Annotated in this window: 17 protein-coding genes; 12 read left to right on the top strand and 5 right to left on the bottom strand. The window is 31.4% G+C overall.

Annotation, left to right across the window (positions count from 1 at the left end):
- Window positions 1-83 precede the first annotated feature (83 nt).
- Window positions 84-1796 carry a DNA polymerase III subunit gamma/tau gene (gene dnaX / locus FF125_RS07950; RefSeq protein WP_138949261.1) on the top strand — a complete coding sequence of 571 codons (1713 nt, stop codon included), beginning with the start codon at window positions 84-86 and terminating at the stop codon, window positions 1794-1796.
- Between the two features lie 5 nt (window positions 1797-1801).
- The gene (gene miaE / locus FF125_RS07945) at window positions 1802-2383 is read left to right on the top strand and encodes a tRNA-(ms[2]io[6]A)-hydroxylase (RefSeq protein WP_138949260.1); all 582 of its coding nucleotides are present in this window, start codon (window positions 1802-1804) and stop codon (window positions 2381-2383) included.
- A 934-nt stretch (window positions 2384-3317) separates the two neighbouring features.
- On the opposite strand, the gene FF125_RS07940 is transcribed toward miaE, so the two are convergent.
- The gene (locus FF125_RS07940; RefSeq protein WP_117885362.1) at window positions 3318-3653 is read right to left on the bottom strand and encodes a DUF4870 domain-containing protein; all 336 of its coding nucleotides are present in this window, start codon (window positions 3651-3653) and stop codon (window positions 3318-3320) included.
- 123 nt (window positions 3654-3776) lie between these two features.
- On the opposite strand from FF125_RS07940, the gene mnmE reads away from it, so the two are divergent.
- The 10 genes from mnmE to FF125_RS07890 all read left to right on the top strand — a co-directional run bounded on the left by mnmE (window position 3777) and on the right by FF125_RS07890 (window position 12284).
- A complete protein-coding gene (mnmE, locus tag FF125_RS07935; RefSeq protein ID WP_138949259.1) occupies window positions 3777-5189 on the top strand; it encodes a tRNA uridine-5-carboxymethylaminomethyl(34) synthesis GTPase MnmE in 1413 nt (470 codons plus the stop codon).
- 395 nt (window positions 5190-5584) lie between these two features.
- On the top strand, window positions 5585-5788 hold the full coding sequence (locus FF125_RS22095; RefSeq protein WP_250629711.1) for a helix-turn-helix domain-containing protein: 204 nt from the start codon (window positions 5585-5587) through the stop codon (window positions 5786-5788).
- 97 nt (window positions 5789-5885) lie between these two features.
- Entirely contained in the window at window positions 5886-7016 is a 1131-nt protein-coding gene (locus FF125_RS07925) for a tyrosine-type recombinase/integrase (protein WP_138949257.1), read from the top strand.
- A gap of 333 nt (window positions 7017-7349) precedes the next feature.
- Entirely contained in the window at window positions 7350-7637 is a 288-nt protein-coding gene (locus FF125_RS07920; RefSeq protein WP_138949256.1) for a helix-turn-helix transcriptional regulator, read from the top strand.
- 77 nt (window positions 7638-7714) lie between these two features.
- Window positions 7715-8914 (top strand): VapE domain-containing protein, encoded by a 1200-nt coding sequence (locus FF125_RS07915; RefSeq protein ID WP_138949255.1) that lies wholly within the window; start codon window positions 7715-7717, stop codon window positions 8912-8914.
- Between the two features lie 218 nt (window positions 8915-9132).
- Window positions 9133-10008, top strand: a complete 876-nt coding sequence (locus FF125_RS07910; protein ID WP_138949254.1) for a toprim domain-containing protein — start codon at window positions 9133-9135, stop codon at window positions 10006-10008.
- A gap of 15 nt (window positions 10009-10023) precedes the next feature.
- Window positions 10024-10542, top strand: coding sequence for a mobilization protein MbpA (gene mbpA, locus FF125_RS07905; RefSeq protein WP_250629710.1), 519 nt, complete (start codon window positions 10024-10026; stop codon window positions 10540-10542).
- Entirely contained in the window at window positions 10539-11396 is an 858-nt protein-coding gene (locus tag FF125_RS07900; protein WP_138949253.1) for a relaxase/mobilization nuclease domain-containing protein, read from the top strand. The genes mbpA and FF125_RS07900 overlap by 4 nt, the downstream gene beginning before the upstream one ends.
- An 11-nt stretch (window positions 11397-11407) precedes the next feature.
- Window positions 11408-11722 (top strand): DUF6730 family protein, encoded by a 315-nt coding sequence (locus FF125_RS07895; protein WP_138949252.1) that lies wholly within the window; start codon window positions 11408-11410, stop codon window positions 11720-11722.
- A 115-nt stretch (window positions 11723-11837) separates the two neighbouring features.
- Window positions 11838-12284, top strand: a complete 447-nt coding sequence (locus tag FF125_RS07890; protein ID WP_138949251.1) for a hypothetical protein — start codon at window positions 11838-11840, stop codon at window positions 12282-12284.
- A 44-nt stretch (window positions 12285-12328) separates the two neighbouring features.
- Here FF125_RS07890 and FF125_RS07885 read toward each other — a convergent pair whose 3' ends face one another.
- The 4 genes from FF125_RS07885 to FF125_RS07870 form a co-directional block, all read right to left on the bottom strand.
- Window positions 12329-12691: a hypothetical protein gene (locus FF125_RS07885; RefSeq protein ID WP_138949250.1), complete on the bottom strand. Its 363-nt coding sequence runs from the start codon at window positions 12689-12691 to the stop codon at window positions 12329-12331.
- Window positions 12692-12718: 27 nt separating this feature from the next.
- Complete coding sequence (locus tag FF125_RS07880) at window positions 12719-13507, bottom strand: PP2C family protein-serine/threonine phosphatase (protein ID WP_138949249.1); 789 nt, start codon at window positions 13505-13507, stop codon at window positions 12719-12721.
- A 106-nt stretch (window positions 13508-13613) separates the two neighbouring features.
- Complete coding sequence (locus FF125_RS07875) at window positions 13614-16304, bottom strand: serine/threonine-protein kinase (RefSeq protein WP_138949248.1); 2691 nt, start codon at window positions 16302-16304, stop codon at window positions 13614-13616.
- A gap of 9 nt (window positions 16305-16313) precedes the next feature.
- Window positions 16314-16865, bottom strand: coding sequence for an STM3941 family protein (locus FF125_RS07870; protein ID WP_138949247.1), 552 nt, complete (start codon window positions 16863-16865; stop codon window positions 16314-16316).
- Window positions 16866-16903: the final 38 nt, after the last annotated feature.

Genomic DNA, 16903 nt, shown 5'->3' with positions numbered 1-16903 from the left:
AAACAATAATCTTGACCTCTCCGATGGTGAGGTAAAAAATTTGTTGGAATTTGAATTTTAAATTTTGATTTTTTAAATTTTCTATGGAACATTTTATAGTATCGGCACGTAAATATAGACCTCAGGTTTTTGATGATGTTGTGGGGCAAAAAGCCATTACAAACACGCTAGAAAATGCTATAAAAAACAACCATTTAGCACAAGCTTTATTATTTACAGGCCCCAGAGGTGTTGGTAAAACTACATGTGCAAGAATTCTAGCAAAAAGAATTAATCAAGCTAATGCAGAAACGATTGACCCTAATGAAGATTTTGCTTTTAATATCTTTGAATTAGATGCAGCCTCTAACAATTCGGTTGATGATATAAGGAATTTAACAGATCAGGTTCGTATACCTCCGCAAACAGGAAAATATAAGGTTTATATTATTGATGAGGTACACATGTTATCTCAAGCCGCATTTAATGCATTTTTAAAAACGTTAGAGGAACCTCCTGCTCATGCTATATTTATTTTAGCAACCACAGAAAAGCATAAAATTATTCCTACCATTTTATCTAGATGTCAAATATTTGACTTTAAACGGATTGGTGTTGTTGATATAAAAGAATACCTACATAAAATAACCAAGGAAGAAAAAATTAAGGCAGATGATGATGCCCTACATATTATCGCTCAAAAAGCAGATGGAGCTTTACGTGATGCTCTTTCTATTTTTGACAGAGTCGTTAGTTTTTCTAATGATAATATTACAAGGCAGGCCGTTGCAGAAAACTTGAATGTATTAGATTATGATTCTTATTTTAAGATTACTGATTTAATTCTTGAAAACAATATACCTCAGGTATTAATTGCTTTTAATGAAATTTTGGCTCAAGGGTTTGAAGGTCACCATTTTATTGCTGGATTAGCATCACATTATAGAGACTTATTGGTTGCAAAAGACAGTATTACTATTCCATTACTAGAGGTAGGTGAGTCTACAAAAAAACAATACGACGAACAAAGTAAGAAATGTGAAATATCCTTTTTACTTAAAGGAATTGATTTGGCCAATGATTGCGATTTAAAATACAAAAGCAGTAAAAATCAACGGCTGTTAGTGGAATTAACTTTAATGCAATTGGCTTCCATTACTTTTCCGAATACGGACGAAAAAAAAAAGCATAAAAACTACATAATTCCCGCCATACACTTTATAAGTACTTCTGTTGCTAAAAAAAATAAAGTGGCTCCAGTACTTACTAAAAAGCCAACTGCTGTCGTAGAAAAAACTAAAATTAAGGTAGCACAAAAAACCCCTACGGAAAAACCAACGCTATCCACAAGAACAACAAGGCGTTCTTCTGCCCTATCTCTTAAAAGTATTCATAAAAAGAAAGAAACCATTAAAAAAACGGATGATGAGTTAGAAGATAATTCTAATAAACCAAGGGACGAATTTTCAGAAGCTGAATTCTTAGAGTTTTGGAAGCAATATATTGAAGGATTAGAGAAAAAAGGCGTTCGTAACCTGGTCGCTATTTTAAAAGCGGATATTCCTAAAGTTAAAAAAAACAGCATTCAATTAGATATGCCTAGTGCAATGATGAAAACGGAACTTTTAAAAGTAAAACCAAAATTAGTACGTTATTTTCGTGAAAAATTAAATAATTACGGCATAGATTTGGTGATTAATATAAATGAAGATAATCAAAAAAAATTCGCCTATACGCCGCAGGAGAAGTACAATAAATTATTAGAAAAGAACCAGGCTTTGGCATTACTAAAAAGTAAATTTAAACTCGATTTATAACAACTATGTTAGGACTTAAATTTGAAACAGAAACTTCATGGGCAGAAATTGCCAAAAATGATTTACAGCAAATATTAACAGATCATGCATTTTTAGAGCAAAAAGCGGCATCTAATGCTGTTTCTATTATTATAAACTACTCTGAAGAAACAGAGTTAGTTTCCGCCATGAGTGAAATTGCCATAGAAGAAATGCAACATTTTAAAATGGTGCATGATTTAATGACGGCTAGAGGAATGGTATTGGGCAGATCTCAATCAAATAACTATGCCAAAGATTTACAAGGCTTTTTTGTAAAAACAAAAGACAGAAATGAAGCTTTAATACAACGTTTATTAGTTGCAGCACTTATAGAAGCTAGAAGTTGTGAACGTTTTAAAGTGTTTTCAGAAAATTTGGAAGATCAAGAATTATCTGAATTTTATAAAGATTTAATGATTTCTGAGGCCAATCATTACACGTTGTTCTTAGGTTTTGCGAGAAAATATCAGGATAAAGATATTGTCAACAAGAAATGGGATCAATTATTAGCCTTTGAAGCAGAGTTGATGAAAGCAGGAGGTAAAACGGCTAAAGTACATGGTTAAAAAGCTAGTAAAACGATTCATCTAACGACCTCAAATACTTTAAAAGGAGCCAGAACACTTATAGGATTCAACAAATAAAATGAATTTAGGTATACTATTGATGGTTGTATTTCTTAGTTGCCAACTTGTTTTGTTCCAAAAAAGTGTTTCCGAGATAAGAATCTACCGTGAATTAAGCTATACACTTTATGAAAAAGTGGTAGCATATAATAAGAAATAAATTTTTGATTTTAAAATAGTAAGGAGAAAAGCTACTTGTAGTGTTAAGCTCATACTTAACCTTTCGCTTCTCTCCTTTCTCCCCTGAGTTAAACTCCTAAGAGTAATACTTTTATATTTTTTACTAATGTACTTTTAATAGAAGGAGAAAAGCTACTTGTAGATTTGAATCTTCATTCATAATTTTCACTTCTCTCCTTTCTCCCCTGAGTTAAACTCCTAAGAGTAATACTTTTATATTTTTTACTAATTATAATTTTAATAGAAGGAGAAAAGCTACTTGTAGATTTGAATCTTCATTCATAATTTTCACTTCTCTCCTTTCTCCCCTGAGTTAAACTCCTAAGAGTAATATTTTTATATTTATACTAATTTTAGTTTAATAGAAGGAGAAAAGTTACTTGTAGATATGAACTTTAATTCATAATTTTCACTCCTCTCCTTTCTCCCCTAATTTTAGTATTCAGATATTATAACGTCGTATTTTCGTTTCTATTATATATTAATTTTATAAAGCAAATGTATGTTCTCAGACGATACCAGTCAATAGTGTAAATGGGTGTTTTTAAAAATCAAGGAAAATGGGTAGTTTTTACGATTTTATATAACGTGCTGAATTTCAATTATTTCAATCGTTTGTTTTGATGCTAAGGATGAACATTGTTATAAATAAATTCAAAAATTATAGAAAAATAATTCTAAAAATTTTCATCATTTATAGAATTTTTAGGGAAAATGGGTAGTTTGGGGGCTCATTATTACTTGCTTTTATCGCATTTATTATTGGAAATATAAAATAAAAGACACCAATTACTGCAAATCCAAGTAATCCCAAACCAAAAAATAGTATTAAGGGAATACATATTAGCATGTAGATTATCATACTTAACCGAAAATTGATAATTGATCTTCCATGTTCATCCATAGTAAAAACTTTATCCTTATTTGTGATCCATATAAATAATGGTACTAATAATCCTCCGACTAAGGTTACCAAATCTAAAAGTTGGCTTAAATGTGTAATTACGATTAATTGATTATTTCGTTTCATATGATGTGTTTTAGAGTGTTTGTTTTCTTATAGGACGCAGTATTTTAGAAAATGTTACAAACATAGCTTTACTAAACACCCGTAAAACAAGAGAATTTGCTACTTTTGCATAGAAATTAAATTATGAATACTCAAGATACAATTATTGCTTTAGCAACTCCATCAGGTTCTGGTGCCATTGCCGTTATACGGTTATCGGGTAGTAATACCATTTCTATTGCCAACCGCTATTTTAAGTCTATTCATAATAAAAAATTATCCAATCAAAAAACCCATACTATTCATTTAGGTAATATTATTGATGGTGAACGTGTGCTTGATGAAGTTTTAGTTTCTCTCTTTAAGAATCCTCAATCATATACTGGTGAAGATGTAGTTGAAATTTCTTGTCATGGCTCACTATATATTCAGCAGGAAATTATGCAACTTTTTGTACGTAATGGATGTAGAATGGCTGACCCTGGTGAATTTACTTTACGAGCTTTTTTAAACGGTAAATTAGACCTTAGCCAAGCGGAGGCTGTAGCTGACCTAATAGCCTCAGATTCAAAAGCTTCTCATCAAATTGCCATGCAACAGATGCGGGGTGGTTTTTCTAATGAAATTGAAAATCTGAGACAAGACCTTTTGAATTTTGCGTCTCTAATTGAATTGGAATTAGATTTTTCTGAAGAAGATGTTGAATTTGCAAATAGAGACGATTTCCAAAAATTGGTCACTAAAATCTCAACTGTCCTAAAAGCATTAATTGATTCTTTTGCTTTTGGTAATGTTCTAAAAAACGGTATTCCAGTTGCGATTATCGGAGAACCCAATGTAGGTAAGTCTACGTTATTAAATGCATTATTAAATGAGGAAAAAGCAATAGTGAGCTCTATTGCGGGTACAACTAGAGATGCCATTGAAGATGAATTAATTATTGAAGGAGTAGCATATCGATTTATTGACACTGCGGGAATTAGAGACACCACCGATGAAATTGAGAGTATCGGAATTAAAAAAACTTTCGAAAAAACGGCACAAGCTCAATTGATCATTTATTTATTTGATGCCTCAATTATAAGAAGTAGACATGATGGTGAAATAACTGAATTATTGAATTTGATCAAACATGAAATTGAAAAGGTTTCTATAAAGTTTCCTGATAAAAAAATGTTGATAATTGCAAATAAATCTGATTTACTTTCCGAAAAAGAAATGAAGCAGATTCAAAACCAAATTAAAAATATCTTATTCCTTTCTGCAAAAGAAAACGAAGGTATTCATGAATTAAAAGATCAACTAACTGAATTATCTAATATTGGAGTCTTAAGTAATAATCAGACTATAGTGAGTAATAGTCGTCATTTCTCCGTGTTAAACAAGGCTCTAATTGAAATTAAAAATGTTCAATTTGGTATTGACAACAACATCAGCTCTGATTTAATAGCTATCGATATCCGCCAAGCCCTACTCTACTTGGGTGAAATTACTGGAGCAGTAACTAATGAGGATTTACTTGGTAATATTTTTGCAAACTTTTGTATTGGGAAGTAGCCAATCATTTTATTTGAAATCAAAACGAACTATTTGACTGTAAATCAAATGGTTGTGAATAACTTTTTACCTTTTACTTTTCTTTTATACCCCCTTTTTCATACTTTTATTACACCATAATTACACCTTTTCGATTAAATTTTTTACGAGGTGTATTTTTTACACCTCGTTTTGGGTTAAGTCGCCAAATTTTGCACTTAACGACTCTTAACGACATCTAAGGATACTTAAATACTCTTAAGACAATGAGCAGTAATATTAGAATACAGAGAATATGCGAATATTGTAACAATGAATTTACAGCAAGAACAACCCTTACTAAATATTGTTCTCATAAATGTAACAGTCGTCATTACAAAGCTAAAGCCAAGGAAACTAAAATTGATATAAGTAATATGGAAACAAAGGGCAAAGTAAATATAGCCTTAGAGAAAATAAAGAAGAAAGAGTTTTTGAATGTTGAGGAAGTTGCTTTACTATTAAATTGTTCAAAAAGAACAGTTTATTCTCATATCAGAAATGGAAGTATCCATGCCGTGAATTTAGGACATAGATTAACAAGAATTAAAAAGTCAACACTCGATGGTCTATTTGAGTAGGTCGTAATATTATAAAAGTAAAAAGTTTGATTGTGAATTCTATTTAGAGTAAAACTTTTTCGTGAAAGAAAATAAATAACTATTTAAAACATCAATTATGAAAATAAGTCTTAGAAAAAAGAAACTAGTCTCTGGACGTAATAGTCTCTATTTAGAATACTATATGGGATATTCTATAGATAAAAACGGTAAAATGAAACATAACAGAAGTTTTGAGTATTTAAAACTTTACCTACACGGAGAACCTAGTACAGCAATTGAAAGGAGAGAAAATAAAGAAGCTTTGCAACTTGCACAAAATATTTTAACCCTTAAGAATGCGGAACTCATAAGAGGGAAATTTAATATGGAGGATAATAACAAGGGTAAAATTCTATTTTTAGACTTTTATAATAAATTAAAGGAGGAGCGATATGAAAGTAAAGGAAATTACGATAATTGGGAAGCCGCTCTCAAACATTTGGAACGCTACTGTCCACCTCATTTAATGTTGAAAGATATTGATGAGAGTTTTGTAAAAGGATTTAAAAAATATCTTCACAATGAAGCTCAAACGATTGGAGGTATACCTCTTTCTCAAAATACAAAATATACATATTTCAATAAATTTAGAGCCACATTAAGAGAAGCTTTTAATGAAGGCTATTTAAAAAGTAATGTTATAAAGTCAGTTAAGGGATTTAGCCAAGCTGAATCTAAAAGAGAATACCTTACTCATTCTGAATTACAAGCTTTGAGTGAGTCTAAATGCAAATATATTGTCCTAAAAAAAGCTTTTATTTTTAGTTGCCTAACTGGTCTTAGGTGGAGCGATATAAATAAAATGAAGTGGTCAGAAGTTAGAGATGAAGATGACAATTTCAGAATCATTTTTAGACAGAAAAAAACCGATGGACTTGAATATTTGTACATATCCGATCAAGCTAGGGCATTACTAGGAAAAAGAGAGAATCAAAATGATAGGGTTTTTAAAGGTCTCAAATACGGTGGTCATTTTAACGCAGAAATATTAAGGTGGTGTATGCGTGCAGGTATTACAAAGCATATTACATTTCATAGTGCCAGGCATACGAATGCCGTTTTGTTATTAGAAAATGGAGCAGATATTTATACTGTATCCAAAAGACTAGGTCACAAAGAATTAAGAACGACCGAAATTTATGCTAAAATAATAGATACTAAAATGAAAGAGGCCGCAAATAGTATTCCTGTTTTAAAATTTTCATAGATATGAGCGTTTCTTACTAGTCCTTTTATGAAATATTAGTCATTTCATGTTAATAACTCATGATTTTTGCTCAAAATCATTTTTTTAAGCTTTTCTGTTATACTATTTATTATTATCGGTTGATTTGTTTTAATTTCAAATAAAACTAAGAGGTAAAATTACATCAACAAATCAATACAAAATTAATTAACTATTTGTTTATCAATTATTTGTGTACAACTAATTAATTATAAAATTCAATCCACTTCAATATTTCCCTACATTTACCCCAAGAATTCTTTAAAAGAAAACAAAAGTGCTTTTGTTCATTTATTCATCCTAAAATCAAATAAAATGAACAACTTATTAATCTTAGAACGCTTAGATCGTATAGAACGATTACTAACCGTTAGTAAAGAAGTATTGACCTTTGAAGAGACCTGTGATTATACTGGCATCTCTAGAAGCTACCTTTATAAACTAACTGCATCGGGCAATATCCCACATTCCAAACCCAATGGAAAAATGATTTTTTTCGAAAAAAAGAAAATCAACGCGTGGTTGCTTCAGAACAGTCGCAAATCCAATGACGAAATAGAGTCAGAAGCCATTGCATATTCCTTTAGAAATAAGAGAAGGTAAAGAAATCTAATTTCCACCAACATTTTTTTTAATAAATCAAACGGTAACGCTTCTTGCCGTTTTCTAAACTGTATAACATGACTCCAATAAATAATGGACTTTATCTCGTTAAAGATCCCAAAAAGAAAACAATTTTCGATTACACCTATGAATATCTATGTTCAAAATATGATATATTTTATAATGAAATATCCCATGATTTTCAGATCTCTTTGAAAGGAAATAAATCATGGCATTATCTCAATGTAAATTCTCTGATTATAGAGTTGGCTAAATCAGGGATTGATATCAGTTCGGCTAAGCTCGAGATATTGATTAAGTCTGAGCTCATCAAAAAACACAATCCTATTATAGAATACTTTCATGGGCTACCCAAATGGGATGGGTTTGACCATATTGCCAAATTAGCTTCCTATGTGCCTACCTATGATGACGAAGCCTTTCTTTATCATTTAAAGAAATGGTTGGTTCGAGCTATTCGATGTGCATTTGAACCAAATTATTTCAATAAACAGGCCATTATTATCAGCCATAAAGGTCAAAGCTCTGGTAAATCGACCTGGTGTCGCTTTTTATGCCCACCTGAATTGAATGAATACATGGCCGAAGATATTGGTAATGATAAAGATGCAAGAATTCAATTGTGTAGAAATTTTCTTTACAATCTTGATGAATTGGCAGTACTCTCTAAAAAGGATGTTAATGCACTTAAAGCATTTTTCTCTAAAACATTCATTAATGAAAGACTTCCGTATGATAGAAAGAACACCACCTTACCCAGAATATGCTCTTTTATGGGTTCTACCAATATGTCTTCGTTTCTAAATGATGAAACGGGTTCTGTACGTTGGTTGTGTTTTGAGCTAATGGATCAAATTGATTTTGCGTATTCAAAAGAAATGGACATCAAAAATGTATGGACACAAGCCTATCATTTAGCGTATAAAGACAAAGATTTTAATCCCGAACTAACTATTAAGGATATTCAAGAAAATGAGGAACGAAACAAGAAATACACCAGTCTTACAACAGAACAAGAGCTAATTGCCAAGTATTATGAAAAATCAACCGAGATGGAAGATTTTGTTACGGCATCAGATGTAATGGTCTCATTATCTTGTTTAAACGTAAGATTGAACAAAGTAAATGTTGGAAAAGCTTTTACTGGTTTCAACTTTCAAAGAGTGAAGCATTCCAAACGACAACTTTATGGCTATTTGGCAAAATCAATTTTTAAAAATAGCCCATGGGAATTGGAATTACCTATAAATACTTAAAACAACTTACCATCTTACCTAAGAGTACTAGACCCCTTATGGATAAAGGGGTATGCTTAGGTAAGATTGATAATTATTGTCTTACCTAAACCTACCTAACTTACCTGTTTAGGTAAGAAAGGTAAGTCGAATTTAGTACTCACCTAAGACCTTAACCCTTATGAATAAAGGATTAGTCGAGTAGGTAAGTGAAAATCATAAAAACAATAAAAATGCTCATGAAAAGAAAAAAAATAACATGTGAAATAGCCCGTACTATTTCCATTGTAAAAACGCTGGCAAGATTAGGGCACTTTCCCACAAAAGAGACGGAGAAAGAAGCTTGGTTTCTAAGTGTCCTACGGTCAGAAATCCAAGCCTCTTTCAAAGTTTCCAAACTAATTAATCGATGGTACGACCATGGAAAAGGAATGGGTGGAAATGTAATTGACCTTATTGTGTTGGTGTTAAAATGTTCAGTTAAAGAAGCATTGGAATTTTTAGGTAACGATAGTCCTCTTTTTTCTTTTCAACAGCAAACCCTTTTTTCAGATCTGCCTAAAGCAATTCAACAGAAGGAAAATAAAATAACCATTGTCAGAACAAAAACAATTGAGCATCCTGCTTTAATTCAATATCTAAATTCAAGACATATTCCTTTTAAGATTGCCAAACGCTATTGTGCTGAAGTTTGGTATCAACTTGACAAGAAAACGTTTTTTGCGATAGGGTTAAAAAACCGTTTGGGCGGATGGGAGCTAAGAAATAAGTCCTATAAAAATGGTAGTTCTCCAAAATCATACACCTACTTAACTAAAGGTATGGAACAATTGATAATTGTAGAAGGCATGTTTGATCTATTATCCTTAGCTGTTTTTGATAAGATGTTAATTTATGAATCCGATATTATAGTATTAAACTCGATTGCCTTTATAAATGAGGTAGTCCAACTTCTAAAGAAATATCAAAAAGTATTGTTGCTTCTGGACAATGATAGCAATGGAAATAAAATAACCACATACTTATTAGACCAGTATAAAAATGTTATTGACCAAAGTTGTGTGTATTTAAATTATAAAGATCTCAATGAAAAATTAATTGATGGAATTATTTAGAAAGATGTTATGAAAATGGAAAAAAAAATTAAAAGAGAAATTGGGATAAATAAGTACAGTATAGTAATACCACCTGACCATTTGAAACACGATTCCGAAAGTTTGGAATGGGAACTGGAACTAAAAAACTTGGATGAAAGTGTTGGCGGGGCGGGAAGTGCAAGATGTGTTTTTGTTCCCACAAAAACAACCTTGCCTGCTCCCGAAGGTCGCAGTGTCAAAAAAAAGTCTTTTAAAGCAAAAAGCGTTTTTATCAAATTCAGGTGTTCCTATTTCGAGAAAAAACTCTTAAAAGTAAAAGCTAAAAAATGTGGATTAACACTCAGTGAATATATCCGGAAAGTTGCACTTGAAGAAAAAATAATAGAACGCTTAACTGATGAACAAATCGATATGTATAAAATGCTCGTACACTATCATAATAGTTTTAAGTCTATCGGTAATATGTACAAAAAACGGAATCCCAACCTTACCCAAAAAGTACATCAGTTGGCAGATGAAATCAAGTTACATCTTAACAACTTCAAAAAGTGATTGGCAAGGGAAAATCCATATCACAAACCAGTGCTTCCGTCGCCTATGGTTGGAATCAGGATAAGAATGCTGAAATTATTTTGAGGCAACATCTCGTTGGGGATAACCCTTCTGAAATTTCAAAAGAATTTAAAATCATACAGGACATGAATTCCCGTTGCGAGAACAACACCTTGTCCTTTATTATTAGCCCTACCATCAAAGATGGAGAGAAATTAAAAGCAAAAGACTTGCACGAAATAGCTCAAAAATTTATGATTCAAATGAAATTGGGAGAACGACAAGCCATTGCTTTTGTCCATCAGGACAAAAAGCACAAGCATATTCATTTATATGTCAACAGAATTGACTTTAAAGGAAGAGCATATAATGACAGCTTTGTCGGGAAAAAGAGCCAATTGGCAGCAGAAAGGGTCGCAGAAGACATGAAATTGACAACGGTAAAACAAGTTCAGTTTGAAAAGGAATTCAATCTTAGAGAAATCAGGGCTGAAATAAAAAGGAGACATGATTTAAGTATGAAGGAATTCCGACCAAAATCTTTCGATTCATATATCAAAGCAATGGAAACAAATGGGGTTAAGGTAATTCCATCGATCAACAATCAAAATAAACTGCAAGGGTTCAGATTTGAATTTGATGGTCATAATCTTAAAGGTAGTGAGGTCAATCGTAACATGTCGATTCTAAATATTGGCAAAGAACTTAACAAGAACCCAAATGTCTCATTATTTAAAGCTAAAAGCAACCAGATAAAGCTACTGGGGAAAACGTTGGAACTGACTCCAAACCTTGCCCTAAAAATATCAAAGACAGTAATTAAAAAAGTAATCGACCTCGGAATGGGTATTTAAATAAAAACGACATGGCAAAAATTGAAGAAATCACAGAATTATTAGTAAATGAAATCAACTCTTTTGAAAAAAGTATTGAGCAATTGGAAAAAGTTAGCGATAAGCTACATGCTGCAAAAGTTAGTATTGACATTATAGAACTTAGGGCTTTGTTGAACAGTCATCAATATGAGATAAAGTCAGTTTTGGATTCTCAGAAAAAGCTTTATGGCAGATATGAAAATTTAATTAAAGATGCCAAGATTTATCCGAATTGGGCGGTGATTGTTTTTATTGTCTCGCTGTTGTTTGGAGTTGCGTCCGTCTCTTACGTTTTATTGACTTAAATATTTGTCCCACAAAACGTTCGTTTCATGGGACTCTTCTGCAGGATGAAATTAATCATTAAAATAAATATGATTGGTTTATAAGAATTGGTTTTAGTTTTACTAATTTTATAAAATGAAAGAAGAAAACTTAAATAAACATATTGATTTTAATATTGAACAAAATACGCTATTGTTACTTTTCGAGACACTCTCTTTTATGTCAAAGAACTATCACGTTGCAGGTGTTGTAGATCATGCAGCTTGGATAATAAGTAAACAAGATGTTGATGATACTTTAAAGAATTTAATACCTTTTTTGAATTCAGAAAAAATTGTAGTAAAAGTTAAAATGAATTTACAAGAATGGCATAGATATGTTCGTTTGGTTGATTACGCCGGCTTCTCCGCACCTCAGCAAAAAAGTCGAAAAATATTAGAAAATCTTTATGATAGATATTCAGATTGGGAGAATAGTAAGGATTTTGGAAATAGAACATATTCAAAATTGTCTAACGAAGAGAAAATTAAAATTTCGATGAAGGACCATATTGATCTGCTAGACAAATTAGCAGATTTTTAATGTTGATTCCTTAAATTTTCTTTTTTGCTCGTTGTATTCATATTCTAGCTAGTAGCAGGTGAAATTAAATGTGAAAGATCCCAAATGTCATCTTGTACATCTTCAAGTTCTTGGATATCAAAATTGCTTGCGTAAATGAAAATATTTTCTAGCATACTAAAATGCACAGTATCAATATTGATGGGTAACAATTCTACTTCAGTTTGTAATTGACCATGGTTCTCTTTCAAAAAAATTAGAAACGAAAATACTTTTTCATGGCTTTCATTTCCAATGGTAAAATAATCACTTGCGTCAAAATTATCACTGATGTAGTTAGTAACTCTTATCGCTAAATCAAGAACATTTTTATTCACTTCTACTCTTGACGGATTTTCATTGAAAATAATTATAAACTTTTCTTTCATAAAATTATAGAGTAAAATAATAAAAGATCATAAGGGTAATAAAAATGACGTAAAAAAATCAAATATATTTTTCTTATTTACTTCTTTTACCTTAATCAAATACATTGAAAAGTTATCTTTTGTATTGTTTAATGCATTATTTAAAATTAGAGATTTAATTTCTTCAGGGGTATTTTCTTTTACAAACCAATTCTGTATATTTAATTTCTTCAAATTTTCTAAAATACCGTCAGTGCATAATAAGAAATAATCATTTGCTTTAATATTACCAATAATTTTTTGATCAATTCTGGTTGAGTCTTTACCACTAACCGCTCTAGTTATTATATTTTTTCTAGGATGATTTTCTGCTTCTTGTTCTGAAATTTCCCCCATATCTACCAAGCTCTGCACCTCAGAGTGGTCTTTAGTTTGAAACAGAATTTTTCCATCTCTTATATGATAAACCCTGCTATCGCCTACCCAACCAATTAATGCTTTGTCTTCTTCTTTTGAAAGACATAATAGTGTTAAGGTACTTGCCATTTTAGAAGCTTCAATGTTCAATTTGATATAATCATTCATTTTTTGCTCCACAAATTCCAAGGCCGATTCTAAACATCCTTTATCATGAATATCAACTTGATTATTTTCAAAATATTGAGGTAAAAACTCACAAATAAATCTTGACGCCACTTCACCTTTATCTTGACCTCCAACGCCATCGCAAACAAGAAATAATTCATTAAATGTTGAAGCCTTATTTGGAAAAATTGCATCTTCATTATTAGAACGTTTACCTAACTCGTTTAAATATATTGGTTCGTATATTTCCATTTTTTAGCTTAAAATCAATTATTAACAGTAATAATCAGGAAGTAATTTGTATTTCAGTGCGTAATTAAAATTTATGTTTTTTTCAACTACATTATTAAGTTTCTACTTAGAGTAGCTTATCTATATCTTCACATGACTTTTTATGACCTGTTTTGCACGATTTCTCAAACCAAAATTTAGCTAAGCCTCTATTTTTTTTAACCCCTATCCCATATAAATAGCAAATTGCTAAGCTATTCTGACCTATAGCATTGCCATTTTTAGCAGCTTTTTCGTACCAGTAAAAAGCCTGTTTTTCATCTTTACTCCCTCCTTTACCTTCGTAATAGAGTAGAGCCAAATTGACTTGAGAATTATCATCATCTTGTAATGCTGCTTTTTTATACCATTCTCTTGCCTTAAAATAATTCTGGGCACCACCTTCTTTATTTACATGCATAAGTGCGTACATAAATTGAGATTTAGAGATACCAAAATCAGCCCCTTTTTTAAAGTATTCTCTTGCTAATAAATAATCTCTTTTAACACCGTTACCGTTGTAATATAAATTACCAAGCGAATAAATTGCATCTCCATCATTTTGTGCTGCAGCTTTTTCGTACCATTCTTTAGCTTTAACATAGCTTTGTTCACACCCATGTCCTTTAGCATACATAATACCTAGGTTTAATTGGCCATATCTATAATTTTGTAAAGCTGATTTTTCGTACCAATAGAAAGCACTATCAAGGTTTATTTTATATCCGACCCCTTTATTAAAATTATACCCCAACTGATTTTGTGCTGCACTATGCTTAAGATGAGCAGCTTTACTAAACCAAAAATTGGCACTGTCAAGATCTTTTTTAATTTTATCACTTTCAAAAAGACGACCTAAGTTATACGCTCCATATTTATTATTTTTATGAGCTGCCTTAGTATACAGTTTTTTTGCTTCTATATAATTATTTTTATTATCATAAATATTGGCAAGGTTATTACATGCATCTATATTGTCCGCTTCACAAGCTTTACGATACCACCACATTGCTTCGTCTAAGTCTTTTTTTCTGCCAATACCTTTTTGCAGCATATAGCCAAGTTTGTATTGTGCGTCAATGTTGTTTAAATCGGCTGCTTTTTTAAAACTTTCAAAAGCCTTATCATAGTCTATTTTTAATTCGTCACATCCGTAATAATGCAATTGTCCTTCTCCATACCACGCTCTCGCTGCATTAATTTCTTGACCTTTTTTAAACCATTCTAATGCTTTATTACAGTCTTTTTCAACTCCTAAACCATACATGTATTTACTGCCTAAATTTGCTATTGCAGCTGGATGACCATTTTCTGCCGATTTTTTAGTCATTTCAAATGATTTTTTAAGATCTTTATCAATAGCATCTCCAGAACCATATAAAAGTCCAAGTAAATTTTGTGCTTCAGAGTCACCTTCATTCGATAGTTCTCTTATCTGTGGTAACGATTTTTTAAAATAACTGACTGCTTTCATACTATCTACAGGTACACCGTATCCATATTTATATAACCAACCGTGTTGGAATGCGGCCATATTAAAATTATTTTCAATTGCCTTATCGGCGTATTCTAAGGTTTTTTTATAATTTTTGTCAATACCCATTCCTAAATTATTCATAAGAGATAAATAATAATATGCCTTCCCTGAATTAAAATCTGATGCTTGAAGGTAAGATGCGTAGGCATTTTTATATTTTCCAATCTTGTAGTAATCCCACCCCTGAGCTAATAGCTCCTTAGCCTTACTATACTGATACCATTTAAAACCTCCAAAGCTTCCTAACAAAATCAGTATGCCCACAATTACTGTTATTAGAACATTTTTTTTCTTAGATTTAACTACATGAGTGGCAGATGGGTAGACAACACCTGCCTGACCCGGAATAATTGTAAGATCCTCATCATAAGATTGAGTGTTTAATAAATTTATTAATTCATTCGCTGTTTCTGGTCGATTAACAGCTTCCTTCTCAAGACACTTAGATATAACCGTTTGAAACTTTTCTGGAACTATGGAAAGATCCAATTTCTTTTGAGTTATTTCATCTCGAATCAATTCATAATCTTTGAGTCCTTGACCAAAAGGTCGTTTACCTGTTAATAATTGAAATAGAATAACACCAATCGCCCAAATATCAGTACGCTCACTTACTTCACCATTCAAGCCGAACTTCTTTTTAAAAAATTGTTCTGGAGCCATATAATGAGGTGTGCCTACTCCTTCAGTAAATGATTGATCTATGGTTTTATCACCCAAGACATCTTTACTAATACCAAAGTCAGTTATTTTGGCTACATACTTATCATTTCTATCTTTAGTAAAAAGTACGTTTCCTGGCTTTAAATCTCTATGAATTATACCTTGACTATGAAGATAACCAGTAGCTCTAATAATACTAATGATAACTTCTTCTAAATTATCATCAGAAAGTTGATTTCTAGAAAGTTCTTTAAGCGTCCCTTCACCAGCATACTCCATAATTAAAACAGGGTAACTAGCCGTTCTACTCATAGCATCTTGATGCTCTATATATTCTAAACCATAAAATGAAATAATGTTTGTATGCGAGAGTCCATCTATTTTAGCAAACTCTTGCTCTAAACTGTATTTTTTTTGACCAGTACTACCTGTTGTACCTCTAGATACAGCCTCTTTATAAATTTTCAAGGCTACCCATCTGTTGGCAGTATTTATATCTTTAGCTTTAAAGACCTCTGCAAAGCCTCCTTCAGCTATTAAATCTTTTTCAGGATCCCACTCATAATGTGATAATTTCATTGGTTTGATTTATAGGTTGATATTGGTGTTGACGTTTGTTTTGTATTCGTGCTCTATTAATTCTTCAAGGTTTTTAAAGCTAATTTTTAAGCCAGCGGTTGATATTGAAATTGGGGTGTTATATTTTCTCATATTGGCTTTCATGGCCTGCTTTTTTATGCTACCTTTTATATTATTTATATAAAAGTCGGGGTTATTTACATCAATAAGGATAAAATTGGTTCCAGAAGCTTTCGCTTTTCGAATTCCAATGACATCACTCCATTTTATCATACCTACACTCACACCGCTTGAGTTATCCCAAATACCTAAATGATTAATAATTAATCCTGACTCATTTTTTATAATTTTTTTAACAACAGAGATACAAATAAATCCGAAAAACAAAACTCCAATTATTGAAATAATTCTTATGATTAAAGAGTTATTGATTCTTCTGGTTTGCATTCCTTCTGCATTTAAAAACATAGCAACCCCAAGGAATACAAAAAGTAAACACCCCAAAATTAAAAATATCATTTTACCCTTACTTAAAGGTATTTCTATTTTGCTACTTTCCATAATAATGTCGATTTTTTGATTTTATCAAGCTAATTTAT

Origin of the sequence: Aureibaculum algae, assembly GCF_006065315.1 — a bacterium.
Taxonomy (GTDB): domain Bacteria; phylum Bacteroidota; class Bacteroidia; order Flavobacteriales; family Flavobacteriaceae; genus Aureibaculum; species Aureibaculum algae.
The sequence above is the reverse complement of the archived record's forward strand: the minus strand, read 5'-3'. Positions and strand labels throughout refer to the sequence as shown.